This window comes from Sphingopyxis jiangsuensis, from assembly GCF_016734905.1.
Lineage (GTDB): Bacteria > Pseudomonadota > Alphaproteobacteria > Sphingomonadales > Sphingomonadaceae > Sphingopyxis > Sphingopyxis jiangsuensis.
The window spans coordinates 784504-809974 of record NZ_JAERPO010000001.1 but is presented as its reverse complement, the minus strand read 5'-3'; the positions used below and the strand labels follow the sequence as shown (position 1 = coordinate 809974).

Genomic DNA, 25471 nt, shown 5'->3' with positions numbered 1-25471 from the left:
GGAGCCTGACTGCCGATGACCGCATTCCTTCGCCGCTGGTTCGCGGTTCCATTATGGCAAAGGGTGGTCGGTGGCATGCTTCTCGGCCTGCTGGTCGGGCTCGCCTCACCGGAAGCGAGCGCCGCGATCGCAGTGATCGGCGAATTGTTCGTGCGCCTGATCCGGATGCTTGTCGTCCCGATCGTTTTCATCAGCATCGCATCGGGGGTGACCGCACTCGCCGATCCGCACAAGCTGGGGGCGGTCGGCGCCCGCACGATCGGCCTGTTCGCGGCGACGACCGCCTGCGCAGTGTCGATCGGCATGGCGGTCGGGCTGCTCATCGAACCCGGCGCGGGGGCGGCGCTTGGCAGCGCAACGCCGCACGCGCTGGGCGAGGCGAAGTCGCTCCACGATCAGCTTGTCGGCATCGTTCCGGTCAACATCGTCCAGGCGCTCGTCGACGGGGACATGCTCGCGATCATCTTTTTCTCGATGCTGTTCGGTTTCGGGGTGATTCTGGCGGGCGAAGCGGGGAAACCGACCGCGGCGCTGCTTCAGTCGGTGGGGCAGGTGCTTTTCCACCTGGTGCGCATCGTGATGGAGTTCACCCCCTTCGGGGTGCTCGCGCTGATCGCAAAGGCGGTGGCCGACAATGGCGTCGCAGTCTTCACCAATGTCGGCTGGCTCGCGGTTGCGGTAGCGACGGGCGTCGTGCTGCAGATCCTGCTCGTCCATGTGCCGCTGATCGCGCTCGTCGCACGGCGCTCGGTCGCGCGCTTTTACCGCACCATCCTCGACGCGCTCGTCGTCGCCTTTTCGACCGCCTCGTCGGCGGCGACGCTTCCCGTCGCATTGCGCATCGCGCATGAAGAGCTGCGGATCGCGCCGGGTGTTGCATCGACGGTGCTGCCGATCGGCGCGAGCATCGGCAAGGACGGGACGGCGATGTATGTCGGCCTTCTCAGCATCTTCGCGCTCCAGGCGCTCGGCATTACGCCCGACGCGCCGATGCTCGCGATCCTGCTGCTCACCGGCGCGCTCGCGGCTTTCGGGACCGCGCCCATCCCCTCGGCCTCGCTCTTCATGCTTGCCGCTGCGCTCGGCGCGGTCGGCGTGTCGCCCGAACAGACCGCGCTCGTCGTCGGCTTCATCCTGCCCTTCGACCGACTGCTCGACATGACGCGCACGGTGGCAAGCGCGAGCGCCAATCTGACCGTGACGAGCGTGGTCGGGCGCAAGGAAGGCAATGTCACGCAGGAGGCTCTGGCATGAGCGTGGCGACAGCCGACGGGAGCGCGGCATTGGCCGACGCGCCGCTGCCCGGCGACGACCAGGGCGCGCCGCAGGTCAAGCGGTGGCGGCTGCTCGGCCTCTACTTGCTGCTCGGCTTTTCGGCGGGCCTGCCCTTTTACATGTTCAATGCGGTGCTGACGCTGCGGCTGTCGCGGCACGGCGTCGACATCGTCATCATCGGTTTTTTCGCATGGATTGCGCTGCTTCCAACCTTTAAATTCGCCTGGGCGCCGCTCGTCGAACGCTTCAGCATCCCTGGGTTCGGGCGGTTCTGGGGACGGCGGCGGAGCTGGATCATGCTGTCGCAGCTCGGCATTTTCCTGTCGATGGTCGCGATGGCGGCGACGTCGAACGACGAAAGCCTGCCGCTCACCGCTCTTTTTGCGATCCTGCTCGCCTTCTGGACCACGACGCTCGAAGTAGCTGCCGACGGCTGGCGTATCGAGCTCGCTCCGACGCAGGCCGAGCAGGGCCCGCTCGTCGCAGCGAACCTCTGGGGCTATCGCAGCGCGATGGTCGCGGCGGGCAGCGGCGCGGTGCTCGTCGCGGCGTGGGCCGACTGGACCTGGGCCTATCTGGTAATTGCGGTCGCGGCGTTCGCGCCTTTCCCCGTGCTGGCGGCGATGCGCCCCGAAGCCGAGGGGGCGAAAGGGCGCTGGAGCGCGCTGTTGCTGGGGGTCATGGTCAGCCTCGCCATCCTGTTCGTGACTGCGATTGCGACGACGGCGGTGGGATGGGTGCTGCTGTCTGCGGTGCAGGGGGCGGGCGTTTCGGCGAAGACCAACGTCACGCCTTTTGTGCTGGCGGTCGCGCTGTTGCCCTTCATCCTCCTCGCCGCCGCGCTGCCGCGTATCCGGCGGTTGCCTCCCGACGCGCCGCAGAGGATGCACGCCTTCGTCGCCCCCTATGTCGAGATTTTCTGGCGCTATGGTTATGCCGTGCTTGCAGTGCTGGCTTTCGTCTCGCTCTATCGCATGGGTGACGTGCTCGCGCTGACGCTGTCGCATCCGCTGTGGAACGACATGGGCTACAGCCTCGAACAGATCGGCGTCGCCGACGGCGTCGTCGCGCTGTCGTCGAGCATGTTCGGCGTGGCGCTCGGGGGATGGCTGACGATGCGGCTGCCGCTGCCTTGGACGCTCATGCTCGGCGCAGTCGCTGCGGCGCTCGGCAACTGGATCTATGTCTGGCTCGCGCACACCGAACCCTCGTCTTTCGTGCTCTACACCTCGGTCGCGGTCGACCAGTTCGGCAACGGCTTCGCCGGGGCGGTCTTCGTCGTCTATCTCTCGATGCTGGTGAGCCCGCGCTTTGCCGGAGCGCAATATGCCTTTCTGTCGGGCTTCGCCTTCCTCTTGCCGCGACTGCTCGCGGGCGCGTCGGGGTCGATGCAGACGCAGATCGGCTATGACGGATTTTTCCTGCTTTCCGGCGCGCTGAGCTTTGCCGCGATCTTCCTGTTGCCGCTCGTCGCGCGCGCCAAGGGGCGCGTCGCGGAATGAGTATCGAGTCTGCCTGCCGCGAGGCGTTCGCACCCGCACGCGCTGCGGTTGAAAGCGGGCGTATTCCCGGCGCGGCGCTGGGGCTCGTGGCGCGCGACGGGGCAAGCGCGATCGAGCTTGCCGGTATGGCGTCGCTCGTCCCCGAGCCCGAGGTGCTGACGCGCGCGCACTGGTTCGACCTCGCGTCGGTCAGCAAGGTCGTTGCGACCACGACGATGATCCTCAAACTCGCCGAAGCGGGGCGCATCGACCTCGACCGCCCGCTCACCGACGCAATACCTGACCTGCGCCAATATGACGTCGCGGGCGCTGCCGAACGGCGGCTGACTTTCCGCGACTGTCTGGTCCATCGCACCTTTTTCCCTGCGGTCGAGCCGATCTATACCTATGGCGACGACCCCGCGCGGCTCCGCGCCTTCGTCCTTCAGCGCGAGTGGCGTCACGGACCACCCGTCTATTCGGACATCAATTTCATCCTGCTCGGCATTGCGATCGAGCGGCTGACGGGCGCCTCGCTCGCCGACTGGCCGCTCGGTGAGGGCCTCAGTTTCGGCCCGCCCCCTGGCCCCGCCGTCGCGACCGAGATGTGCAGCTGGCGCGGGCGCGTGCTCAAGGGCGAGGTGCATGACGAAAATGCCTTCGCGCTCGGCGGCGCCCCCGGTCATGCCGGACTGTTCGGAACGGTCGACGGCGTGCTCGGCTTTGCGCGCGCGATGCTCGACGGGTCGATCCTGTCGGCGGCGATGCTGGACGAGGTGCGAAGCGCGCAGGAAGGCCATCGCACCTGTGGATGGGAACGCGCCTTTCCGGGCTGGTCGGGCGGCACCGCCTGCTCGGCCGCAACGATCGGCCACACCGGCTTCACCGGAACGGGGCTGTGGATCGATTTCGACCGCGGCATCGCCTGGACCCTGCTGACCAACCGCGTCCATCCGACACGCCACGCCGACAGCGGCATTTTCGAGCTGCGCCCGGCAACTGGCGATGCGGTGATCGCCGCGTGGGACGCACGAGAGGAGTAATAATGACACAAGCTCGGCACATGTTCGCGGCGCTGCTCCTCTTCGCCGCAGTCCCGGCGCAGGCGCTCGCCGAACAGCCGTGCGCGACGGCCGAGCGGTCGCCTGTCCAGGCGGCCGTCGAAAGCGCGCTCGCCGACGCGCCGCAGGGCGCGCGCTTTGGCTTTCTTGTCACGACGATGGAGGGCGAGACGCTCGTGGCGGTCGCTCCCGACCAGCGATTCATCCCGGCGTCGAACACCAAAATCTATACCTCGGCGGCGGCCTATGCGGTGCTTCCCGAACTCGAAAGCAGCGCGAAAGGCACGGGGGTCCGGCTCGAGCCCGCGGCCGACGGTGCAGTCGACGTGGTGCTTTATGGCCGCGGCGACGCGCGCATGTCGAGCGCGGCGGACTGCACCGTCGACTGCCTTCGCACGCTTGCCGACGCGGTCGCGGCAAAGACGCGCCGCGTGCGCCATGTCGTCGGCGACGACAGCTGGCTTCCCGACGAGCGGTGGGGACCGGGGATGAGCTGGAACAATATCCAGTCGCGCTATGGCACCGGCATTTCCGCGCTCACGGTCGATGACAATGAATGGTCGCTGATGCTGACCCCCGGCAAGGTCGGCGCATCGCCCGCGATCGCCGCTTCGCCCTATTTCACCGTCGACAATCGCGTCACCACGGTCGAGGGCAAGGAGGAGGCGATCGTCGCCGAGCGCGCGCCGGGCAGCCGCACCATCCTGCTCACCGGTTCCGTCGGTGCATTGGCAGCCCCCGTCCGGCTCCGTTTCGGCATCGACGATCCCGCGCATTATGCCGCGTGGCGGATGCGCGACCTGCTCGTCGAACGCGGGGTGCAGGTTGAAGGCGACGCGACCGCGCGGCATCGACCGCTGTTGCCGACTGACGATCCCAAGTTGCGCGGCGATGCACCGCCCATGCGCGCGCCCGACCTGCCGATGCTCGCAGAGCTACAGCCGCCGCCGCTCGCCGATGATGTGCGGCTGATCAACAAGGACAGCCAGAATCTTTATGCCGACCTGATGCTCCGCCGGCTGGGGCGGCTTGGCGGGAGCGGTTCGATTGCCGACGGCCAGGCGGCGCTGCGTGCGACGATGACTGCCGCTGGCGTGGCGCCCCAGGGCTATGGACTCGCCGACGGGTCCGGGATGTCGAGCTATAATCGCATCACACCCCGAGCGACCGTGGCCTTGCTGTCGTGGGTCGCGCGCCAGCCGTGGGGCGACGCGTGGCGCGCGACCCTGCCCATCGCCGGGGTCGACGGCACGCTGCGCAACCGTTTCAAGGGGACGAGCCTCGAAAGTCGGCTGTTCGCCAAGACCGGAACACTCAACGCGTCGCGCGCGCTCTCAGGCTATCTGCTCACCAAGAGCGGGCGGACGCTGATCTTCTCGACCCTCGCCAACGACATGCCCGAGGGCACCGACGCGGCGGCGAGCGCCGCGGTCGACCGCGCCCTCGTCGCAGTCGCCGAGGCGCTGTAACCGGACCCGTCAGCCTTTCCCGTCAGCCTTTCGCCGGCGTCAGCGTCAGCCGCGCGGCGGCATGGCGGTCGACCGCGGCGCGGCTGAACCACAAGGGCTGCATCGCGCCGGCGAGCCAATAGGGATAGAAATCGCGATAGCGCGCCGACCGCGGATCGGCCGACTGGCCGGGAAGCAGCAGGAAGCGGCTGTTGTCCCACGCCCCGACGTCGGCGACGAAAAGATAGCTCGCGCCGTGCGAGACATTGAAACCGCGCCGCGAATTGTAACCGCGCGCCATCGGAGTCGTCCCGTCGCCACCCGACCGCCCGCCCTCGATCCGCGGGAAGGCCGCGGCGATCGCGGGGATCGAGGATGCGAGCGGGTGCGCGATGGTGACGCGGTGGAGGTCGCCCCATTTCCACACGCTAGGATCGGGCCCGGCGAGTTCGACTGCCTTGTTCCATCCGGACTCGAGCGCGCGTGCGATCATCGCGTCGCGCGCCGCGCGCGGGTCGGGGCCGAGCTGCGCGTCGAGGTCGCTCAGGATACGCAGCATCTCCGACAGGTTCACCGTCGGGATGAGTTCGCGTGCCCCTGCGGGTACGACGCGCTCGCGGAAATCGTTCGACAGCGCCTGCATCACCATTTCGAACAGCAGCGCGGCACCGCTGTCCGCGTCCACTTCGCGGTCCCACGACCGCAGCATTGCGGCGGCGTCGGCCACCGTCCCGGGCGGCGGCGCGGCGGGCAGCATCGCCTGGAGTGCGCGCGCGGGCAGTGACTGGACGTCGTGGAGCAGCGCGACGCTATCCTCGATCCGGTGCTTTGGCTGCGCGCCCAGCACCTCGGCGATGCGGTTGTAGCGATAGGGGTCGCTCCACGTGAAGCTGATGATCCTCTCGCGATAGGGATAGTCTTTGGGGAGGTTGAGTTGGTTCGCCGAGGCAAACCAGCCTTCGTGCGGGTTGAAGACGTGCGGCATCTGCGACACCGGCAATATCCCGGTCCAGTCATGGTCGCCATCGCCCGGCGCAGGAAAGAGCCCGTCATGCTTCGGGCGGCGCGGGGTGAATCCGATCGTCTGCCAGCCGATATTGCCGTCGATGTCTGCATAATGGAGATTGGTTGGCGAGACGTGCAGCTTGAACGCGCGCTGGAGCGACTCCCAATCCTTCGACAGGTTGATTGCGATAATCGCGAACCGCATGTTCGCGCCCGGCAGCATCGTCACGGTCGCAAAGGCAACCGCGCGGTTGCGCGCCGGGTCTTCCGAAATGATCGGGCGCCCTTCGGCATAGCGCAGCATGACGCGCTCGGCGGGCGCATCCTTCACCTGTATCACTTCCTCGTGGCGCTCCAACGCCTTCCACTCGCCGCGATGCCAATAGCGGTCGGGGTCGCTCTCGTGCGTCTTGAGGACGAACAGGTCGGTCTGGTCGATGTGGAAATTGGTGCGGCCAAAGGCGAAGCGGTCGGTGTGCCCCTGCATGATGCCCGGAAGGCCCGGAGCGCCCGCGCCGATCACGTCGAGGCCGGGCGCAGTCATATGGACCATGTGGCGCGGGCTTGCGCCCCCGATGCCGAGGTGCGGGTCGTTCGAGAGGATCGGGCGGCCGGTTGCGCTGCGCGTCGGCGCGATCGTCCAGGCGTTGCTGCCTTGCGAGAAGCGGTCGGCGTTGCGCTGCGCAGGGTCCGCCTGCGCTTCCTGCAGCGTGTCGAAGGGCAGGGGCCGCGCCGATGGCAGGAGTACGCCAAGATCGGCCTCCGAAACCGCGGCGACGTCGAGCCCTTTGGGCACGGTAAACTCCCAATCGAGGCGCAGCGGCGCCATCAGCCGCTCGGCCTCGATCAGCCCGCGCGCCTGAAGCTGGGCGCGGCGCACCTCGTCGTCGGCGTCGCCCATGCCGATGCCGCGATGGCGCACGAGGTTGCGCACGTCCCAGCGCAGCGGCGCGATGCCGAGGATGCCATATTCGAGTGGCAGCTGGTCGGGGTCCGCCTCAAGCTCGGCGATGCGGGCGTTGACACCCGCGACATAGCCGCGCGCGCATTCGAGCACCTCGGGCGGCAGCGTTGCCAGTTCGGCGTCGATGTCGCCGCGATAATGGAACAGCCGCGCCGCGCGGTCGGCGGCGACGAAGCGCGCGCCGAATACCTCCGCCATCCGGCCGGCCTCGCGTCGATAATCCATGTCGATCTGGAACAGCCGGTCGCGCGCGACGAGATATCCCTGCCCGAAATAGGCGTCGTGGAGCGACGCCGCGCGGACATGGGGGATGCCGAGTTCGTCCTCGATGATTTCGACCGGCGCGCACGCACCCTCGACCACCCGCCGCGTGCGCGGCTGAGCGCCCGGCGTGCGACTCCAGGATTGTACGGGGAAGGCAAGCGTGGCAACGGAGGCGAGCAGGAAGGTGCGGCGTTGGATCACGAGGGTCCCCTTGTGGTGCTAACGAAGGCCGAAAGCCTATCGGCGGGGAATTGGCACCCCCAATATCAAAGCGCCCCCCTCCTATAGCCCCAAGTTATCGAACGTGCAGACTCCTGCGACAAAGGGCAGCATCCCATGCCGGTTGGCTATACCTCCATATAACCAAGTTAATACCATATCGGTTGACCCGCATTCGTCGCCCTGTAACCTCCCTGTCACGAAATGCGACGTCGCCGCGCCTTGAGAGGCCCGGCAAGCCAGTCGCAATATTGGGATGGACATAAATGGCGGGGCCATGTCGCAGCGAACGCAGCGTTATGACCGTGCTGGAGCCAGCAGGGGCCGGATCGTCCAGGATGGGCGGCGGTCTCGATAATGAGGGGGCATGAATATGCGTGACATTCGAAACCATCATCGCACGGCCGGTCGTCGGGTCGCCTTCACCGCGGCGGCGAGTGCTATCGCGCTCACACAGGCACTTCCCGCGATGGCGCAGTCGGCCCCGGCCGACGACGAGGTTCGCGCCGACCAGATCGTCGTCACCGGCACGCGCGTCGTTCGCGACGGCTTCCAGTCGCCGACGCCGCTCACCGTCCTTACCCAGGAAGACATCCAGAACCAGTCGCCGACGAACAACATCGCCGACTTCGTCAACCAGGTTCCCGCGCTTGCAGGCAGCACCCGCCCCTCGAACTCGCGCCTCGCCATCAGCTCGGGCCTCGCGGGCATCAACACGATGAACCTGCGCAACCTCGGTGAAGTGCGCACGCTGGTCCTGCTCGACGGTCGCCGCTCGGTCGGCTCGACGATTACCGGCCTCGTCGACATCAACACTTTCCCGCAATCGCTGGTGAAGAGCGTCGAAATCGTGACTGGCGGCGCCTCGGCGGCCTATGGCTCGGACGCGGTCGCGGGTGTCATCAACTATGTCCTCGACAAGGAATATGAAGGGCTCAAGCTCGAAGCCGACAGCGGCATCACCGACGAAGGCGACGGCTTTAACTACAGCTTCTCGGGCGCCGCAGGTCTCGCATTTGCCGACGGCCGTGCGCGCGTGCTGCTCGCTGCCGAATATTCGCACCGCGACGGCATTTTCCAGGTCGATCGCGAATGGAACCAGCTTGGTTTTCGTACGATCGCCAATCCCAATTACACGCCGACGAACGGCGAGCCTGCCAGCCTCGTCGTTCACGGCGCGGGCACCTGGAACACCCTCCCGGGCGGCGTGATTCGCTCGCAGGTCGGCGGCGGCAGCTCGCTGCGCGGCGTCTATTTCGATCAGGGCGGCGTCGCCAAGCAATATCAGTTCGGCAGCCTGACCGACGGATCGCAGACGGTGGGCGGCGACTGGGAACTCAACGATCAGTCGCGGCGCATCGGTCTCGACGCCACGGATGACCGCCGCGGCGTATTCGGCCGCGTCAGCTATGAATTCGCTGATTGGCTCACGCTGTTCGCGCAGGCGTCGTACAACTGGAACCGCACGCTGTTCAACTCGGGGCCGCAGGCAGCGACCTTCACGCTCACCGCCGATAACGCCTATCTGCAGCAGGCGCTTACCCCGGCGCAACTGGCCGGCGTCACTTCGGTCACGCTCGGCACGTCGGCGGCCGACCTTCCCTATCGCAAGAACAACAGCACGCGCGAGGTCCAGCGCTATACCATCGGCGCGGGCGGCGAGTTTGAGATGTTCGGCAATCGCGCGATCTGGGACGGCTATTTCCAATATGGCCAGACCGACGCGCACGAACAGATCCGCGACATCATGAACAATACGCGGATGGCGCAGGCGACCGACGCAGTGTTCGCGCCCGCCGGCAATGCGCTCGGCGTCCCCGCGGGGACGATCGTTTGCCGCTCGTCGCTGACCAACCCGACCAACGGCTGTATCCCGCTCAACCGGCTCGGCATCGGCGTCGGCAACCCGGCGGCAATCGACTGGGTGCTCGGCGATCCCTATCGCGACCAGAAGTTCAAACAGACGGTCGCGGGGCTCAACCTGTCGATGACACCCTTTGCCACCTGGGCGGGCGACGTCAGCGTCGCGATCGGCGCCGAGTATCGCAAGGAAGAGGTTTCGGGCTTCGTTCCGACCGAATTCCAGTCGGGCTGGTCGGTCGGCAACTATCGTCCGACCTTCGGCAGCTACAACGTCAAGGAAGCCTATCTCGAAACGGTTGTCCCGCTGGGCCTCGGTGCCGAATTCAACGGTGCGGTGCGTGCCACCGACTATTCGACCTCGGGCTATGTCACGACCTGGAAAACGGGTCTCACCTGGCAGCCGATCGACGATATCCGTCTGCGCGGCACGCTGTCGCGCGACATCCGCGCGCCCAACCTCAACGAACTCTATCAGTCGGGAACGTCGCGGACCAATACCTTCACGACCAATGCGGCGCTCGTCGGCCCGACCTATGCGGGGAGGAATTATCAGGAGATCACGACGGGCAACCTGAACCTCGACCCGGAAAAGGCTGACACGCTCAGCGTTGGCGCGATCCTGCGTCCGCGCTTCGTGCCCGGCCTCTCCTTCTCGGTCGACTATTTCCGGATCAACGTGAAGGATGCGATCGCGCAATTCTTTGCGGACAGCATCGCGCAACGCTGCTTCGAAGGACGGCAGGACTTCTGCGCCGCCATCGTTCCCGATCCGAGCGGCGTGCGCGACTTCCTTGTCTCGGCAAGTCCCTTCAACTTCGCCAAGGTCAAGGTCCGCGGCATCGACTATGAAGCGAGCTATCGCCTGCCTATCGGGGAATCGGGCAACCTGTTCCTGCGCGGGACCGCGACCAACTATCTGGAAAATCTGGTCGACAACGGCGTCTCGACGCCCGTCGACACGGTCGGCCAGAACAGCGGTCAGACGAGCGGTACGCCGAACTGGATCTTCCGCACCTCGGCCACGTTCGACACGCCCGATTATTCGGTGTCGGTTGTCGGCCGCGGCGTCAGCTCGGGCAAATATAACAACACCTTCATCGTCTGCACCTCGGGCTGCCCGACCAGCACCGCCGCGGCGCCGACGATCAACCGCAACCATATCAACGGGACCTTCTACACCGACCTGAACTTCACCGCGAAGCTCGGCATCGGCAAAGCGGACGGCCAGTTCTTCGTGAACATCACCAATCTGTTCGACAAGGACCCGATCCTGCTTCCCGAAACCGGTCTGTCGGCCAACTCGACCTTCAGCGATCTTCTCGGCCGCAGCTTCCGCGTCGGCGTCCGGTTCAAGACGCGGTAAGGACTTTCGTTTGCTGGAATGACTCGGGCGGGGCGCTTTCATGCGCTCCGCCCTTTCTTTTGGCGCAATGGTATTAGGGTGGTATTGTAATTGGCGGCGGGGCGGTGTAGCCCATGATAGGGTCGGCACCGTTGCTGCGCCGTGCGAGAGCGGCGCGGCGGCGCCCGCCGGCCACCCGCAACGGCGGCGCGTCATGCGCCGCCGGTCGAGGCAGGGGCTCGAATGACCGACACCGAAACACGCAATCCCGATTTTATCGATATCGACCGCTGGCCGACCGAGCGTGCGGTCGAGGCGATGCTCGACGGACAGGTCGCTGCGGTCGAGGCAATCCGCGGACAGGCGGCGGCAATTGCCGCGGCGGCCGACGCCGCGGCGGCGCGGCTCGGGCGCTCGGGGCGCCTCGTCTATGCAGGCGCGGGCACCTCGGGGCGGATCGCGGTACAGGACGGCGTCGAATTGGGCCCGACGTTCAACTGGCCCGCCGACCGGCTCGTCTATCTGATGGCAGGCGGGATGACCGCGCTCGCGGACAGCGCCGAGGGCGCCGAGGACGATGCGGACGATGCGCGACGCCGCGTGCACGATGCCGCAATCGGACCCGGGGATGTGGTAATCGCAATTGCGGCGAGCGGGCGTACGCCCTTCACGGTCGCGGTCGTCGAAGCCGCGCGCGCTGCGGGCGCGCTGACCATCGGCGTCGCCAACAATCCGGACACCCCCTTGCTCGAAGCGGCAGAATTTCCCGTCCTCGCCGCAACCGGTGCCGAGCTCGTCGCCGGGTCGACACGCATGAAGGCGGGGACGGCGCAGAAAACCATTGCCAACCTTTTGTCGACCGCGATCATGCTCCGCCTCGGGCGCGTTTATCGCGGGTTGATGGTCGACATGGTCATTTCGAACGACAAGTTGCTCCAGCGCGCGCGCGGGATCGTTGCGACGCTCGCGGGCTGCGGTGCCGATGCGGCGGCCGATGCGCTCGAGCGCGCGGGGCGCGACATCAAGCGCGCGGTACTGGTGGCCCGCGGCCTGCCGCCGCGCGACGCCGAGGCGTTGCTCGCCGCGCATGACGGCATTCTCGCACGCGCTATCGCGGCTTCGGGAGGCGAGGCCGAATGAGCGAAGCGGCCGAACCCGAAGCCTCCTTCGCGAGCACGCCGCTCTACCTCCAGCTCGCCGCGACGCTGCGCCGCAAAATTTTCGAGCATGAGATCGGACCGGGAGAGGCGCTGCCCTCGGAACGCGACCTGTGCGATATTCTTGGCGCGTCGCGCGTCACGGTGCGCAAGGCGATCGAGCAGCTCACCGACGAAGGTCTGCTCACGCGCCGCCAGGGATCGGGCACCTTCGTCACCGAGCGCATCGAAGCGCCGGGGTCGCAGCTCAGCAGCTTTAGCGAGGACGCCGAAGCGCGCGGAGCCGAAAGCGACACGATCTGGATCATGAAATCGCGCGGCCAGGCGTCGGAGGATGAGGCGCAACTGCTCGAAATCGCCGCCGGCGCGCCCGTCATTCGCCTGAGCCGCGTTCGCCTTGCGGGCGGCGAACCGCTCGCGGTTGAGAATGCGACCGTTCCGGCCGACATGCTGCCTGCGCTCGATGCGGTGGACAGTTCGCTTTACCGTGCGCTCGAAAGCAGTGGAAACCGACCCGTCAACGGGCGTCAGCGTATCCGCGCGGCACTCGCTGGCCCGACCGAAGCGGGTCTTTTGACGATTGCCGAGCATAGCGAAATTCTGCGCATCGAACGGATCACGCGCCGTGCCGACGGGCGCCCGGTCGAGTTGACCCGTTCAGCCTATCGCGGCGACCGCTTCGACTTTGTCAGCGAGTTGCGGCTACCCTAGGTCAGGCGCGCTGCCGGTCGTCGATCGCCGCGTCGTCGAGGAAGATTTTCCCCGGATTGAACAGGCCGTGCGGGTCGAGCGCCTGCTTGATCCGTCGCATCGCCGCGATCGCTGGCGCGCCATGTTCGCGCAGCAGCGCCTCGCGCTTGCCGAGCCCGATGCCATGCTCGCCGGTGCAGGTGCCGCCGACCGACAGCGCGTGGTCGACCATCGCCGCATTGACCTGCCGCGCCTTGTCCCAGCTTTCGGTATCGTCGGGATGGAGGGCAAAGATGACGTGGAAATTGCCGTCGCCGACGTGGCCGAGGACGGGCGCGAATAATCCTGCGTCCTCGATGGCGGCTTTTGCGCGCCCGATTGCGTCGGCGAGGTGCGAGATCGGGATGCACACGTCGGTCGTCCAGGTCACGCCGCCTGCGACCATCGCGCGCGTCGCCCACAGCATCTGGTGCCGCGCGCGCCACAGCCGGTTGCGGCTGTCAGTGTCCGATGCAAAATCGAGGGTGCCGCCGCCGCCGCCCGCCCCGATGGCGCGGACGAGTTCAAGCTGGTCGCGCACGGCGGCTTCGGACCCGTGAAATTCGAGGAACAGGGTCGGCCGTTCGACAAGACCCAGTGCGCTTTGCGCATTGCATGCACGGATCGCGACCTCGTCGAGCAATTCCATCCGCGCAATCGGCACGCCCGACTGGATCGTCGCGATTACCGTGTCGACCGCGCCGCCGACGCTCCCGAAATCCCAGGTGGCGGCAAGGATATGCTCGGGCTGACCGTGGAGCCGAAGGCTCGCTTCGACGACGAGGCCAAGCGTGCCCTCGGCCCCGGTGAACAGGTGCGTGAGGTCATAGCCTGCGGCCGATTTGCGTGCATGACCCCCCGTGGTGATCAGTTCGCCGTCAGCGCCGACGACCTTCAGCGCGAGGACATTGTCGCGCACGCTGCCATAGCGGACGGTCGTCGTTCCCGAGGCGCGGGTCGAGATCATCCCTCCGATCGACGCATTCGCGCCGGGATCGACCGGAAAGAACAGCCCCGTCGCCCGAAGGTCGGTGTTGAGCTGCTCGCGCGTCACACCGGGCTCGACGACGCAGAGAAGATCTTCGGGATGCACCGCGACGATCCGGTTCATGCGGGCAAAATCGACGATCAGGCAATTCGCCCCCACCGGCGCGGCATTGCCTTCGAGCGAGGTTCCGGCGCCATAGCCGATGACCGAAAGGCCTTGGGCTGCGGCAAAGCGGACGAGTGCCTGAACCTCCTCGATGCTCTCGGGCTGTACGGCGAGCGCCGGCGGAGGATAGCAATGATGCCCCTCGCTCTGCGCATAGGCGGCGAGCGCCGCCGGGCGGGTCAGGAGGCGCGGTCCGAAACGCTCGGCAATAGGGCTGGCGTCGATCATGGCCCTGTATAGCAGCCTTGCAGGACGCGGTAAATTGGTATTATAAAGGTATTATGGAATCGAGCAAAGCCGACATGACCGGCGTGCAGGATACGCTGATGTTCCGCGAAGCCGCCGAAGCGGGGGCGGCGGTGCGTCGCCAGCGCGCCGAAAACCGCGCGGCGGTGGCGGACCTTGCGCGCGCGCTTGCGGCGCGGAAGCCGTCGCTGCTGCTCACCTGCGCGCGCGGAAGTTCGGACCATGCGGCGACCTTCGCCAAATATCTGATCGAAACGCGGCTGGGCATTCCGGTCGCCTCCTATGCGCCGTCGCTTGCCTCGCTCTACCAGTCCCTGATGCCGGGGCTGGCGGGACAAGTGCTGTTGCTCATCTCGCAGTCGGGCCGCAGCCCCGACCTGCTTCTCTCAGCCGAGGCGGCGCGGCGCGCGGGCGCCCTTACCGTCGCGCTCGTCAACGATGCCGCCTCGCCGCTGGCGGCCGCGGTCGATGCGGTCGTCCCGCTCCACGCTGGACCCGAAACCAGCGTGGCCGCGACCAAAAGCTATATCGCGACGCTCGCCGCGCTCGTTGATCTTGTCGCCGCCTGGGCGGATCAGCGCGACCTGCTCGATGCGCTCGAACGGCTTCCCGACGATCTCGAAGCGGCCTGGCGCGCCGAGTGGGAGATACCGCAGGCCTTTGCGTCGGCGCGAAACCTGTTTGTGCTCGGGCGCGGCCTCACGCTCGGCGTAGCGGCCGAGGCGGCGCTCAAGTTCAAGGAATGCTGCGCGATCCATGGCGAAGCCTTCAGCCTCGCCGAAGTCGCGCACGGGCCGATGGCGCTCGTCGGGCCGGGCTTTCCGCTGCTTGTCTTTCCGCCGCTCGACGAAGCGCGCGCGGGCGCCGATGCGTTGCTTGCCGACTTTGCCGCGCGCGGGGCCGACATTGCGGTCGCTGGCGAGGGCTTTGCCTCGACCCATCCATTGCCCGTCGCTGCCGGGCTGCATCCTGCCACCGCACCGATTGCAATGATCCAATCCTTCTATCGCTTCGCCAACCGCCTTTCGCTCATGCGCGGGCTCGACCCCGACCGCCCGCCAAGTCTTGCGAAGGTGACGAAAACGCGATGAGCGCGCGCTTCGCCATCGCCGCGCCGCTGATCCTTGCCGCCGACGGTTGGCGGCGCGAGCACGCCGTTATCGTGCGCGACGCGGCAATCGAGGCGGTGCTGCCGGTCGGGGCGCTCCCCGGCGACCTGGAGGTCGAGCGCTTTTCCAAGGGTTTGCTGCTCCCCGGCTTTGTCGACACGCAGGTCAATGGCGGCGGCGGGGTGCTGTTCAACGATGCGCCGACGGTTGAGACGATAGCGACGATCGCGGCCGCGCACCGCCGGTTCGGGACGACCACGCTGCTCCCCACGCTGATCAGCGACGATGTGGCGACCATCGAGCGCGCGATCGCGGCGGTCGAGGCGGCGATCGCCGCGGGGGTTCCGGGCGTTGCGGGAATCCATATCGAGGGCCCGTTCCTCAACGAGGGCAAGCGCGGCATCCATGATGCGACCAAGTTTCGCCGGCTCGACGAAGAAGCGGTAACTTTGCTGTCGTCGCTCCGCGGCGGGCGCACGCTCGTCACGCTGGCGCCAGAGCTTGCCCCCGCGGGACTGATCCGCCGCCTCGTCGATGCGGGCGTTATCGTCGCCGCGGGGCATACGCTCGCGAGCTATGACGACATGATGCGCGCGCGCGACGAGGGGATGCGCGGCGTGACCCATTTGTTCAACGCGATGACGGGACTCGACAGCCGCGCCCCCGGCGTCGTCGGGGCGGCGCTCGACAGCGATCTTGTCTGCGGGCTGATCGTCGACGGGCACCATGTCCATCCGGCATCGCTGCGCGCCGCCTTTCGCGCGAAGGGCGCGGGCGAGTTGATGCTCGTCACCGACGCGATGGCGACGGTCGGCACCCGCCGCGACCATTTCATGCTCGGATCGACGCTGATCCGCGAACAGGACGGCGCGCTACGTGCAGCCGACGGCACGCTGGCAGGGTCGGCGCTCGACATGGCGGCGGCGGTGCGCGGCGCGGTCACGCTGATGCAGCTCGACCTTGCCGACGCGTCGCGAATGGCGAGCGCGACCCCAGCCGAATTTCTGGGTTTGGGGGCACAGCGCGGGCGCATTGCTCAGGGGCTGCGCGCCGATCTGGTGCTGCTCGACCGCGATCTTGCACCGCTGCGCTGCTGGATCGGCGGCGCGACCGACTAGGGTCCTGACCCTAGGCGTCTTTTGTTTTCGGGTATCAGCCGCGCGCGGCGGTCGCGATCGGCAAGCCTGCAAAGAGAAGCGCCCCGTCGAGCGCGTCGCCGAGCGGCTCGTCGAGCTTTTCGACGATGCGCGCGCGCAGCCACGGCTTGATGCGTTCGGCAAGCCCCCCCATCAGCACGCAGCGCGTCGCCCCCTTGGCAAGGATCGTCTCGATGAAGCGTTCGACATGCTGGGCCGCGTCGCGCACGATCGACAGCGCAATTTCGTCGCCGGTTTCGGCATAGTCCATCACGAGCGGCGCAAAGCTTGCGTAGTCGCCGGGGGCGGCGTCGTCCATCCACGCGATGACCTTGGGGATCGCATGGTCGAATTGCTGGGTCACCGCCTGGCTGAGCGGCGTCGGGCGCGTCCTTCCGTCGAGCGCACGAAGCGCGTGACGGATCGCGCTAAGCCCCAGCGCGGCACCGCTCCCTTCGTCCGAAATGGGAAAGCCATAGCCGCCGATGCTGAAACTGTCCTCGCCGCGCTTGACGAGCCCGACGCTGCCGGTGCCGATGATCAGGATGGCGCCGTCGGCACCGCGGTGCGCCCCCAGATTGGCGATCATCGAATCGCTCGTGAGCTGGACATGCGCGAAGGGGAATTCGAGCAGCTGAAGCTGCTGCTTCATCCCCATGCGGTTGATGCCCGCAATGCCCATGCCGACGCGCACGGTGCCATAAAGGCTTTCATCGACCCCGCCTTCGCGCAGGGCCTGGAAACAGACGTCGAGCAGCGTGCCATGCAGCTTGTCGAGCCCGATGCGCGCATTCGCCGGACCCGCCTTGCCAGACCCCAGGACGCGCCCGTCCTGGTCGACCAGCCGCGACTTGCTCGCCGTTCCGCCCGCGTCCACGCCGAGGTAGAATGTCATACGGCCGTCCTTTGCTGGGGCAGTCGGCGACGGGCAATTCCTTCAAGGGAGTCGCCGTCGTGCTCCTGCAACAATTGGTATCTTATTGGTATTTCCTGTGCAACCGAATGTCCAGCACCAAATGGCGCGCCTTGCGGCTCCCCGCGACTGTCAAAGGATGGATGGTCAAAACTCGCGAACGCCAAGCGGAAGCCAAGCAACTACTTCCTGACCAAACTCCATTGCTCTGATTGCGTCCCTACGATCCCCAAGCACCATTGCGGATATGGAACAGAAGGGCAACAAGATCTCGCACGGGTCCGGCGACGAAGCTTATGATCGGCTTATGAGCCCGAATACTGACCACAAAGGCTCTACGCGCTCTGCACACAAGCGGCCAGTTTCATGGGGAAAAATGGTGGACGCACTAGGGCTCGAACCTAGGACCCGCTGATTAAGAGTCAGCTGCTCTACCAACTGAGCTATGCGTCCACATGCCGGATTTCGGCGCGCTTTGCGGGAGGAAATTCCTCCTGCGCTGCGAAGAGAGCGGGCCGCTATCATGGCGTCGCGGGCTTGGCAATCCCCGGTGCACAATTTTTTCTCAATGAAGGCGGCGCGTTCCCGTTTTGCTGTCGGTTTCGATCGCGAGAATGATGCCGATGCACGTCATGATCGTCAGCATCGACGATCCGCCATAGGAAAAGAGCGGGAGCGGGATGCCGACCACCGGCGCGAGTCCCATCACCATCATCAGGTTGATCGCGATATAGAAAAATATCGTCATCGTGAGGCCGGCGGCGACGAGTTGGCCGTAGCGCGCGCGCGCGCGGAGCGCGACGCGGGTCGACCAGCGCAGCAACAGGAAAAAGGCGAACAGCAGCGCAAGGCCGCCGATCAATCCCCACTCTTCCACCATCGTCGAGAAGATGAAGTCGGTATGCCCCTCGGGCAGATAGTCGAGGTGGCTTTGCGAGCCATTGAGGAAGCCCTTGCCGCCGACGCCGCCCGAACCGATCGCGATCTTCGACTGGGTGATGTGATATCCCGCGCCGAGCGGATCGCTTTCGGGGTCCAGGAAGATCAGGATGCGCTTTTGCTGATAGTCGTGGAGGAAGGAGAAGAGCACCGGCACCGCAGCGGCGCCCGCGGCGACCGCGCTGGCGAACCACCAGAAGGGAAGCCCCGATACGAACATCACGATCACCCCGCTCGCGCTGATCGCGAGCGCGGTGCCGAGGTCGGGCTGGAGCATCACGAGTCCCGCGGGGATGCCGATGAGCAGCAGCGCGGGCCATAAGGCCGTCCAGCTGCGCGTCTCGCCCGGCGGCAATTGCGCGTAGAAGCGCGCGAGCGCGAGGACGATCGCTACCTTCATCAGCTCCGACGGTTGAAGGTTCATGAAGCCCAGATTGAGCCATCGCTGGCTGCCGCCGCCCGCAAACCCCAATGCTTCGACGGCGACGAGGAGGATGACGACGCCGATATAGGCGAGGTAGGAGAAATTCTCGAACAATCGCAGCGGCAGGCGACCGAGAACCAGCGCGCCGCCCAGGAACACCAGAAAACGCACACCCTGTTGCCACGCCCACGGCGACCAATTGCCGCCCGCGGCCGAATAGAGGACGAGCAGGCCAAACCCGGCGATCGCGCACAGCAGCGCGATGAGTTTCCACGGGAAGCGTTGGACTGCGGGCGGGACGGGGATCATTGCGCCGCCTCCGGATCGGGTCCGGTACTCGCACCCGCCTTCCACGCGGCATAGTCGCGGTCCATCCGGTCCTTGATCGTGCCGCCCCAACCCGCCTCGAACGTGTCGAGCGCCTCCATCGCCTTTTCGCGGTCATAGAGGAAGGTGAAGATGTCCTTTGCGACCGGCGCGGCGGCGCGCGAGCCACCCATGCCATGCTCGATGACCACCGAGGCGGCGTAGCGCGGGTTCTCGACCGGCGCGAAACAGACGAACAGGCCGTGGTCGCGATATTTCCACGCGCCGCTCTGGCCGCGCGAACCCGACGCGAGGCCGCGCACCTGCGCCGTCCCCGTCTTGCCGCCCATCGTGATGCCGTCGAGCGGCAGGCGGCTGCGCACCGCGGTTCCGGCGCCGTTCACGACAAGGTCCATGCCGAGCCGCGCGATGGCAAGCGCCTCGGGCGAAAAGGGCAGGGGTTCATTCTTGAACTGGCGGTTGATCAGCCGCGGATAAAGCCGCCGACCCGACGCGATGCGCGCCGACATCACCGCAAGTTGCAGCGGATTCACGCTGACATAGCCCTGGCCGATGATTGCGTTCAGCGAGTCCGACGCGGTCCACGCCTGATCATATTTGCGCAGCTTCCACGCGCTGTCGGGGATCGTCCCGTACCGCTGGTTGCTTCCGGCAAGCTGAAATTCTTCGCCGAGGCCCAGCAACTTCGCCGTCGGCGCGAACGCGTCGTAGCCAAGCCGGTGTGCGAGCCAATAGAAATAGCTGTTGCAGCTTTTCATGATTGCGGTCGGCATGTCGATGCTGCCGTGCGTGCCCAGGCATCGGAAAAAGCGCCGACCAAGCCGGTACCCGCCGACGCAGGTGTGGCGTTCGCTCGGGTCGACGCCATGCTCGACCGCCGCGATGGCCGCCATCGGCTTGAGCGTCGATCCGGGCGGGTACAGCCCGCGCGTCGCCTTGTTGATCAGCGGCTGGTGATCGTCGGCGCGCAGCCACGCATATTCGTTGGTGCTGATGCCGTCCGAAAAGCTGTTCGGATCGAAACTCGGCATCGACACAAAGGCCAATATGTCGCCGTTCAGGCAATCGATGACGACAGCCGCCCCCGATTCGCGCCCCATACGCCGCGCAGCAAATTCCTGCAGGTCGGCGTCGATGGTCAGATGGACGGTCTTTCCCTGCACGTCGGGCTGCGTGCTCAGTTCGCGGATGACCTTGCCGCGAGCGGTGACCTCGACGCGTTTGGCGCCTGGTTTGCCCTTCAGCATCTCCTGGAAATATTTCTCGAGCCCGTCCTTGCCGATCTTGTAGCCCGGCGTGATGTAGAGCGGGTCCTTGGCTTTTTCATATTCCTCGGCATTGGGGGTGCCGACATAGCCGATCAGGTGACCCACCGCCGCGCCGGTCGGATAGTTGCGCGCAAAGCCGCGCTGCGGCGCGATTCCGGGCAGGTCGGGCAGGCGGACGAGCACCGACGAATATTCGGCCTCGGTCATGTCCTCGGCGACTGCGACAGGCTGATACCCCGACGCTGCCTTGAGGTCGCGGTTGATGCGTTCCATCGTATCGCCGTCGAGGCGCAACAGCGTCTGCAACCGGCCGAGAACCAGTTCCTTGTCGTGCAGGCGGTCGGGAATGATGTCGATGCGCAGCGACACGCGGTTGTTCGCGAGCGCCTTGCCGTTGCGGTCGACGATCCAGCCGCGCCGCGGCGGAATGAGCGTCAGGTTGACGCGATTGCTTTCCGATTCAAGGACATAACGGTCTTTGTCGATGATCGAAATATAGCCGAGCCGCGCGGCAAGCGCCGCGCCCACGACCATTTGTCCGCCGCCGACCAGCAGGGTGCGGCGCGTGAAGGTGAACCCCCTCCAGGCTTCGGTGATGGGCGGGCGCTTGCCGAGCATAGGGAACTATCGACGTTTCAGGCGGAAATTGTCAAACATGCCCGTCAGGCGGAGGAAGAGCGGAACGAGAAGCGCCGAGAGCACGATCTGCGGCACCACGAGACTGAGCACGCGCACTGCATCGGCCTGCGGGTGGGTGATCAGCGCGGCGAGCGCCTGGATTGCCGCCACAAGCCCCGCTCCGATGGCCCAGTCGTGATAAAAGCCGCGCCAATAGATGCGCTGTTCGACATAATGGATGGCAAGGCTGGCAAATGTCCACAAGGCGACAGCGGTGCCGATCGGCGCGCCGCTGAACAAATCGTCCCACAGGCCGAGCGGCAGGCCGATCCACACCGGCCACATTTCGGTGCGCAGCAATTGCCAGCAGAGGAAAAGCAACAGCCCCAGCGGCGGCAGCACCGGCGAATTGGCGATCAGCGGCAACATCAGCGGCAGCGCCGATGCGACCATGACGCTGGCGATGGGGACAAGCCGCATCCGCCATAGCGACGCCGGCTCGCCAAGGCGCGGGCCCTTCCGGTTCATTGCGGGGCGGGACGCGCAGGCACGGGCGCGGCGGGCGCGGTCGATATCGCCGGGCGTGCCTCGATATTGTCGGGCGTATAGGGACGCAGCACTGAAACCGCGTCGACCTTTCCGGGGTCGGCGAGCGGACGGGCGAGCGCGCCATCGTCCTGACGCCGCACGATGATCGCGACCGGGATATTGGGCGGATAGAGGCCGCCCGTTCCCGATGTGACGAGAATGTCGCCCGGCTTGAACGGGTTGTTGGCAATGTTGAGCGTGCGGATGTCGAGGTCGCCGTTGCCGCGTCCCGACGACAGCGCGGGCAGGCCGTCGCGTGCGCGGCGGACGGGGACGATATTGTCAACGTCGGTGAGCAGCAGCACCTGCGAAACCGAGGGGCCGCTGCTGAGCACGCGTCCGATCAGCCCGTCGGCGCCGCGCACCGGCTGCCCGGCCTGCACGCCCAGGTTGCGCCCGATGCTGAGCAGCGCGATGCGCTTGCTGCTCGTCGAGGTCGAGGTGAGCAGATAGCCGTTGGCGAGTGCGGCGCGGTCGGTCTGCTGGAGCTTGAGCAGCGCCTTCAGTTGCCGGTTTTCTTCCTGCAGCGCGCTAGTGGCGACAAGCTGGCGGCGCGTGTCGTTGAGCTGCTTGCGCAGGCGGCGGTTTTGCGACCCGGCTTTGACATAGGCCGAAACGGCGTCATCGACGCCCGAGATCGATCCGATCACCGACCGCGACACGCGCGCGACGGGCGCCGTCACCTCGTGGCTCGCAACGCGAAGCTGGGCGAAGCCCACGGGATCGAGGACCGACAAAATGGCAAGCAGCAGCCCGGCCACCGCGCCGGTGACCGCGATGACATAAGCGATAAACAGGCTCGTTTGCGCCTTGCGGGATTGCCCCGGACGCCGATGTGCCGGGCGGGTCATGGATCAAATACGCCGAATCAAGCTTGCTGCAGCACGCCGCGGAATGCGGGGTCCTCCATCGCGCGGCCGGTGCCGATGGCGACGCAGGTCAGCGGGTCGTCGGCGACCGTGACCGGAAGCCCCGTCGCGTCGCGGAGCAGCTCGTCGAGCTCGCGGATCAGCGCGCCACCGCCCGTCAGCACGATGCCCTGGTCGACGATGTCGGCCGCGAGTTCGGGGGCGGTGTTTTCGAGCGCGATGCGGACGCCTTCGACGATCGTTCCGATCGGCTCCGACAGCGCTTCGGCGATCTGCGCCTGGTTGATCGAGATTTCCTTGGGTACGCCGTTGACGAGGTCGCGCCCCTTGATGTGGATCGTCATGCCCGTGCCGTCGGCGGGGATGCGCGCGATGCCGAAATCCTTCTTGATGCGCTCGGCGGTGGTTTCGCCGATCAGCAGATTATGGTGCCGGCGGACATAGGAGACGATCGCTTCGTCCATCTTGTCGCCGCCCGCGCGGACCGAAGTAGTGTAGGCGAGACCGCGCAAGCTGAGCACCGCAACCTCGGTCGTGCCGCCGCCGATGTCGACGACCATCGACCCGATCGGTTCGGTAACGGGCATGTCGGCGCCGATGGCGGCGGCCATCGGCTCCTCGATCAGCCACACCTCGCTCGCGCCCGCGTTCGACGCGGCATCGCGGATCGCACGGCGTTCGACGCTGGTCGATCCCGACGGCACGCAGATCACGATTTCGGGGCTGCGGAACGCATTGGGCTTGCCGCCGTGGACCTTGGTGATGAAGTGCTTGATCATCTGCTCGGCGACGTCGATGTCGGCGATCACACCGTCACGCAGCGGGCGGATCGCCTCGATGCTATCGGGGGTCTTGCCCATCATCAGCTTGGCATCGTCGCCGACCGCCTTGACCCGCTTGACCCCGTTCAGCGTCTCGACCGCCACGACCGACGGTTCGTTGAGAACAATGCCCTTACCCCTGACATACACCACCGTATTCGCGGTGCCGAGGTCGATGGCCATGTCCTGGGAATTGAATTTGAACCAACGCGAAAAGAAGGACATCGATACTGCTTCCTGTCATCGGTGCCGGCGGCCCGAAGCGGACCGTGCCCCTGTCTTGGTGCCCGCGCGTCCCGTTCGGCGACAGGTCCAATCAGGGGAGATTCCGGCTCTTCCGTGTGGGGCGGCTGGATAAAATGATCAGGCTGTGCGGGTGGGTCGCGATTTGCGTCCGACTGCGCTAGGAGAGCCATTATGTCAATACGCCGCCTGCCGGAAACGCTCGTAAATCGGATCGCAGCCGGTGAAGTGGTCGAAAGACCCGCCGCAGCGCTGAAAGAACTGGTTGAAAATGCCATCGACGCGAGTGCGACTCGCATATCGGTGCGAATCGCCGAGGGCGGGATCGCGCGGCTTGAAGTCGAGGACGACGGTTGCGGAATGACGCCCGACGACATGGCGCTCGCGCTCGAACGCCATGCGACCTCGAAACTGCCCGACGATGCGATCGAGGATGTGACGACGCTCGGTTTTCGGGGAGAAGCGCTGCCGTCGATTGCCAGCGTCGCGCGGCTGACGCTCGAAAGCCGCACTGCGGGTGGCGACGGGTGGAGGCGCGTCGTCGACAATGGCGCGGTGATCGCCGAAGGGCCGGCGGCGCTTGCCAAGGGGACGCGCGTCCTTGTCGAGGATCTGTTCGCGCGCGTGCCTGCACGGCGCAAGTTCCTGCGCAGCGCGCGCAGCGAATACGCCGCGTGCCTCGATATCGTGCGGCGGCTCGCGATGGCGCGGCCCGAGATTGGCTTTTCCGTCGAGCATGACGGCCGCCGCGTCCTCGACGTGCAGGGCGGTCAGGATCGCCTAGCGCGCGTCGCCGCACTCACCCAGCGCGAACTTGCGCAGAACAGCATCGGCGTCGATGTCGATCGCGGCGAAGTGCATCTGGGCGGCGTCATCAGCCTGCCGACCTACAATCGCGGCATCGCCGACCACCAATATCTGTTCGTCAACGGGCGTCCCGTGAAAGACCGACTGCTCGTTGGCGCGCTGCGCGGCGCCTATGCCGATCTCCTCGCGCGCGACCGCCACCCGGTCGTCGCGCTGTTCCTCGACATGCCGACGAGCGAGGTCGATGTGAACGTCCATCCGGCAAAGACCGAGGTGCGTTTTCGCGATCCGCAACTGGTACGCGGAATGATCGTCGGCGGGCTGCGCCGCGCGCTCGACGAGCAGGGTTTTCGCAGCGTCCAGCGTCCAGCGGAGACGGCGCTTGCCGCATGGCAGCAGGAACCGGTCGCGCCGCCGCCGTCCGCGACCGGCTTTCTCTTCGGACGTCCCGGCGAGCCTGCGGTTCACCTGTTCGGTGCAGAGGTTCCCCCTGTCGGTGACGACATCGCGCGCGTCTATGACCGGCAAATGCCTTTTTCGAGCGCGGCGCCGGTCGCAGGCCGCGCCGAAGTCGCGGTCGCGCCGCCACCGGACGCCGTAGCCCACCCGCTCGGCATCGCGCGCGGCCAGATCGCCAAAACCTATATCGTCGCAGAGGCCGAGGACGGGCTGGTGATTGTCGACCAGCATGCGGCGCACGAGCGGCTCGTGCTCGAAATCTTGAAGCGCGGCATGGCGGGACAGTCGGTCGCTTCGCAGGGACTACTGATGCCCGAGGTCGTTGAACTCGACGAACCCGCCTGCGACCGGCTGGAAGCCGCGGCTTATCAACTCGCGGCGCTTGGGGTCGAACTCGAACGCTTCGGTCCTGCCGCCGTCATGGTGCGCGCGACCCCGGCGATGCTTGGCGCGATCGACTGTCGCAAGCTCGTGACCGACATCGCCGACGATCTTGCGGGCTACGACGCCGCGCTCGGCCTCAACGAAAAGCTCGAACTGGTCGCGGCGACGATGGCATGCCACGGCTCGGTCCGCGCCGGCCGCACGCTGAACGTGACCGAGATGAACGCGCTCCTCCGCCAGATGGAAGTCACGCCGCACTCGGGCCAGTGCAACCACGGCCGCCCCACCTGGGTGAAGCTCGCAATGGACGATGTCGAGAAACTATTCGGAAGGAAATAGGCGCGAACGGTTGGAGGAGG

At 66.4% G+C, this 25471-nt stretch carries 18 protein-coding genes and 1 tRNA gene; 10 read left to right on the top strand and 9 right to left on the bottom strand.

The genetic code is table 11. The features are described from left to right. Positions 1–15 precede the first annotated feature (15 nt). Genes JI743_RS04015 through dacB form a run of 4 tightly spaced genes read left to right on the top strand, consistent with a single transcriptional unit; the run spans position 16 to position 5286 of the window. Positions 16–1254: a dicarboxylate/amino acid:cation symporter gene (locus JI743_RS04015; protein ID WP_201926150.1), complete on the top strand. Its 1239-nt coding sequence runs from the start codon at positions 16–18 to the stop codon at positions 1252–1254. Beyond that, positions 1251–2777, top strand: coding sequence for an MFS transporter (locus JI743_RS04010; RefSeq protein WP_227339832.1), 1527 nt, complete (start codon positions 1251–1253; stop codon positions 2775–2777). The genes JI743_RS04015 and JI743_RS04010 overlap by 4 nt, the downstream gene beginning before the upstream one ends. Next, positions 2774–3799: a serine hydrolase domain-containing protein gene (locus JI743_RS04005; protein ID WP_201926148.1), complete on the top strand. Its 1026-nt coding sequence runs from the start codon at positions 2774–2776 to the stop codon at positions 3797–3799. Before JI743_RS04010 ends, JI743_RS04005 begins: the two co-directional genes overlap by 4 nt. Before the next feature lie 2 nt (positions 3800–3801). Continuing rightward, positions 3802–5286: a D-alanyl-D-alanine carboxypeptidase/D-alanyl-D-alanine endopeptidase gene (gene dacB / locus JI743_RS04000; RefSeq protein WP_236659680.1), complete on the top strand. Its 1485-nt coding sequence runs from the start codon at positions 3802–3804 to the stop codon at positions 5284–5286. A gap of 22 nt (positions 5287–5308) precedes the next feature. Here the strand turns inward: dacB and JI743_RS03995 are convergent, their stop codons facing one another. Continuing rightward, positions 5309–7699 (bottom strand): penicillin acylase family protein, encoded by a 2391-nt coding sequence (locus JI743_RS03995; protein WP_201926146.1) that lies wholly within the window; start codon positions 7697–7699, stop codon positions 5309–5311. Between the two features lie 391 nt (positions 7700–8090). On the opposite strand from JI743_RS03995, the gene JI743_RS03985 reads away from it, so the two are divergent. The 3 genes from JI743_RS03985 (at position 8091) to JI743_RS03975 (ending at position 12790) form a co-directional block, all read left to right on the top strand. Next, positions 8091–10943 (top strand): TonB-dependent receptor plug domain-containing protein, encoded by a 2853-nt coding sequence (locus JI743_RS03985; RefSeq protein ID WP_201926142.1) that lies wholly within the window; start codon positions 8091–8093, stop codon positions 10941–10943. A gap of 222 nt (positions 10944–11165) precedes the next feature. Then, complete coding sequence (locus JI743_RS03980; RefSeq protein ID WP_201926140.1) at positions 11166–12062, top strand: N-acetylmuramic acid 6-phosphate etherase; 897 nt, start codon at positions 11166–11168, stop codon at positions 12060–12062. Continuing rightward, positions 12059–12790: a GntR family transcriptional regulator gene (locus JI743_RS03975; protein WP_201926139.1), complete on the top strand. Its 732-nt coding sequence runs from the start codon at positions 12059–12061 to the stop codon at positions 12788–12790. The genes JI743_RS03980 and JI743_RS03975 overlap by 4 nt, the downstream gene beginning before the upstream one ends. Before the next feature lies 1 nt (position 12791). Here JI743_RS03975 and JI743_RS03970 read toward each other — a convergent pair whose 3' ends face one another. Next, positions 12792–14189: an FAD-binding oxidoreductase gene (locus JI743_RS03970; RefSeq protein ID WP_201926138.1), complete on the bottom strand. Its 1398-nt coding sequence runs from the start codon at positions 14187–14189 to the stop codon at positions 12792–12794. Between the two features lie 53 nt (positions 14190–14242). Here JI743_RS03970 and JI743_RS03965 point away from each other — a divergent pair, with 53 nt between their 5' ends. Continuing rightward, positions 14243–15298 carry an SIS domain-containing protein gene (locus tag JI743_RS03965; protein WP_236659679.1) on the top strand — a complete coding sequence of 352 codons (1056 nt, stop codon included), beginning with the start codon at positions 14243–14245 and terminating at the stop codon, positions 15296–15298. Next, a complete protein-coding gene (gene nagA, locus JI743_RS03960) occupies positions 15295–16434 on the top strand; it encodes an N-acetylglucosamine-6-phosphate deacetylase (protein ID WP_201926136.1) in 1140 nt (379 codons plus the stop codon). The genes JI743_RS03965 and nagA overlap by 4 nt, the downstream gene beginning before the upstream one ends. Positions 16435–16468: 34 nt before the next feature. On the opposite strand, the gene JI743_RS03955 is transcribed toward nagA, so the two are convergent. From JI743_RS03955 to JI743_RS03925, 7 genes are all read right to left on the bottom strand, one after another. Beyond that, positions 16469–17347, bottom strand: coding sequence for a glucosamine kinase nucleotide-binding domain-containing protein (locus JI743_RS03955; protein WP_201926134.1), 879 nt, complete (start codon positions 17345–17347; stop codon positions 16469–16471). A gap of 395 nt (positions 17348–17742) precedes the next feature. Then, positions 17743–17818: transfer RNA gene (locus JI743_RS03950), tRNA-Lys, on the bottom strand. Positions 17819–17930: 112 nt separating this feature from the next. Further along, positions 17931–19037, bottom strand: a complete 1107-nt coding sequence (rodA, locus tag JI743_RS03945) for a rod shape-determining protein RodA (RefSeq protein WP_201926131.1) — start codon at positions 19035–19037, stop codon at positions 17931–17933. Then, positions 19034–20941 carry a penicillin-binding protein 2 gene (gene mrdA, locus JI743_RS03940; RefSeq protein WP_201926129.1) on the bottom strand — a complete coding sequence of 636 codons (1908 nt, stop codon included), beginning with the start codon at positions 20939–20941 and terminating at the stop codon, positions 19034–19036. Before mrdA ends, rodA begins: the two co-directional genes overlap by 4 nt. Positions 20942–20947: 6 nt before the next feature. Further along, positions 20948–21469 carry a rod shape-determining protein MreD gene (locus JI743_RS03935; protein ID WP_201926127.1) on the bottom strand — a complete coding sequence of 174 codons (522 nt, stop codon included), beginning with the start codon at positions 21467–21469 and terminating at the stop codon, positions 20948–20950. Beyond that, positions 21466–22380, bottom strand: coding sequence for a rod shape-determining protein MreC (gene mreC, locus JI743_RS03930; RefSeq protein WP_201926125.1), 915 nt, complete (start codon positions 22378–22380; stop codon positions 21466–21468). The genes JI743_RS03935 and mreC overlap by 4 nt, the downstream gene beginning before the upstream one ends. Positions 22381–22397: 17 nt before the next feature. Next, positions 22398–23444: a rod shape-determining protein gene (locus tag JI743_RS03925; protein WP_201926123.1), complete on the bottom strand. Its 1047-nt coding sequence runs from the start codon at positions 23442–23444 to the stop codon at positions 22398–22400. A gap of 192 nt (positions 23445–23636) precedes the next feature. On the opposite strand from JI743_RS03925, the gene mutL reads away from it, so the two are divergent. Further along, a complete protein-coding gene (gene mutL, locus JI743_RS03920) occupies positions 23637–25451 on the top strand; it encodes a DNA mismatch repair endonuclease MutL (RefSeq protein ID WP_201926121.1) in 1815 nt (604 codons plus the stop codon). The last annotated feature ends 20 nt before the right edge of the window (positions 25452–25471 follow it).

Excerpts from the sequence above, each read along its gene's own strand:
- JI743_RS03985 (WP_201926142.1), top strand. The coding sequence starts at position 8,091 with ATGCGTGACATTCGAAACCATCATCGCACGGCCGGTCGTCGGGTCGCC.
- JI743_RS03965 (WP_236659679.1), top strand. The coding sequence starts at position 14,243 with ATGGAATCGAGCAAAGCCGACATGACCGGCGTGCAGGATACGCTGATG.
- JI743_RS03935 (WP_201926127.1), bottom strand. The coding sequence starts at position 21,469 with ATGAACCGGAAGGGCCCGCGCCTTGGCGAGCCGGCGTCGCTATGGCGG.
- JI743_RS04005 (WP_201926148.1), top strand. The coding sequence starts at position 2,774 with ATGAGTATCGAGTCTGCCTGCCGCGAGGCGTTCGCACCCGCACGCGCT.
- JI743_RS04015 (WP_201926150.1), top strand. The coding sequence starts at position 16 with ATGACCGCATTCCTTCGCCGCTGGTTCGCGGTTCCATTATGGCAAAGG.
- nagA (WP_201926136.1), top strand. The coding sequence starts at position 15,295 with ATGAGCGCGCGCTTCGCCATCGCCGCGCCGCTGATCCTTGCCGCCGAC.
- mreC (WP_201926125.1), bottom strand. The coding sequence starts at position 22,380 with ATGACCCGCCCGGCACATCGGCGTCCGGGGCAATCCCGCAAGGCGCAA.
- JI743_RS03975 (WP_201926139.1), top strand. The coding sequence starts at position 12,059 with ATGAGCGAAGCGGCCGAACCCGAAGCCTCCTTCGCGAGCACGCCGCTC.
- JI743_RS03955 (WP_201926134.1), bottom strand. The coding sequence starts at position 17,347 with ATGACATTCTACCTCGGCGTGGACGCGGGCGGAACGGCGAGCAAGTCG.
- mrdA (WP_201926129.1), bottom strand. The coding sequence starts at position 20,941 with ATGCTCGGCAAGCGCCCGCCCATCACCGAAGCCTGGAGGGGGTTCACC.
- JI743_RS04010 (WP_227339832.1), top strand. The coding sequence starts at position 1,251 with ATGAGCGTGGCGACAGCCGACGGGAGCGCGGCATTGGCCGACGCGCCG.
- JI743_RS03970 (WP_201926138.1), bottom strand. The coding sequence starts at position 14,189 with ATGATCGACGCCAGCCCTATTGCCGAGCGTTTCGGACCGCGCCTCCTG.
- rodA (WP_201926131.1), bottom strand. The coding sequence starts at position 19,037 with ATGATCCCCGTCCCGCCCGCAGTCCAACGCTTCCCGTGGAAACTCATC.
- dacB (WP_236659680.1), top strand. The coding sequence starts at position 3,802 with ATGACACAAGCTCGGCACATGTTCGCGGCGCTGCTCCTCTTCGCCGCA.
- JI743_RS03925 (WP_201926123.1), bottom strand. The coding sequence starts at position 23,444 with ATGTCCTTCTTTTCGCGTTGGTTCAAATTCAATTCCCAGGACATGGCC.
- JI743_RS03980 (WP_201926140.1), top strand. The coding sequence starts at position 11,166 with ATGACCGACACCGAAACACGCAATCCCGATTTTATCGATATCGACCGC.
- mutL (WP_201926121.1), top strand. The coding sequence starts at position 23,637 with ATGTCAATACGCCGCCTGCCGGAAACGCTCGTAAATCGGATCGCAGCC.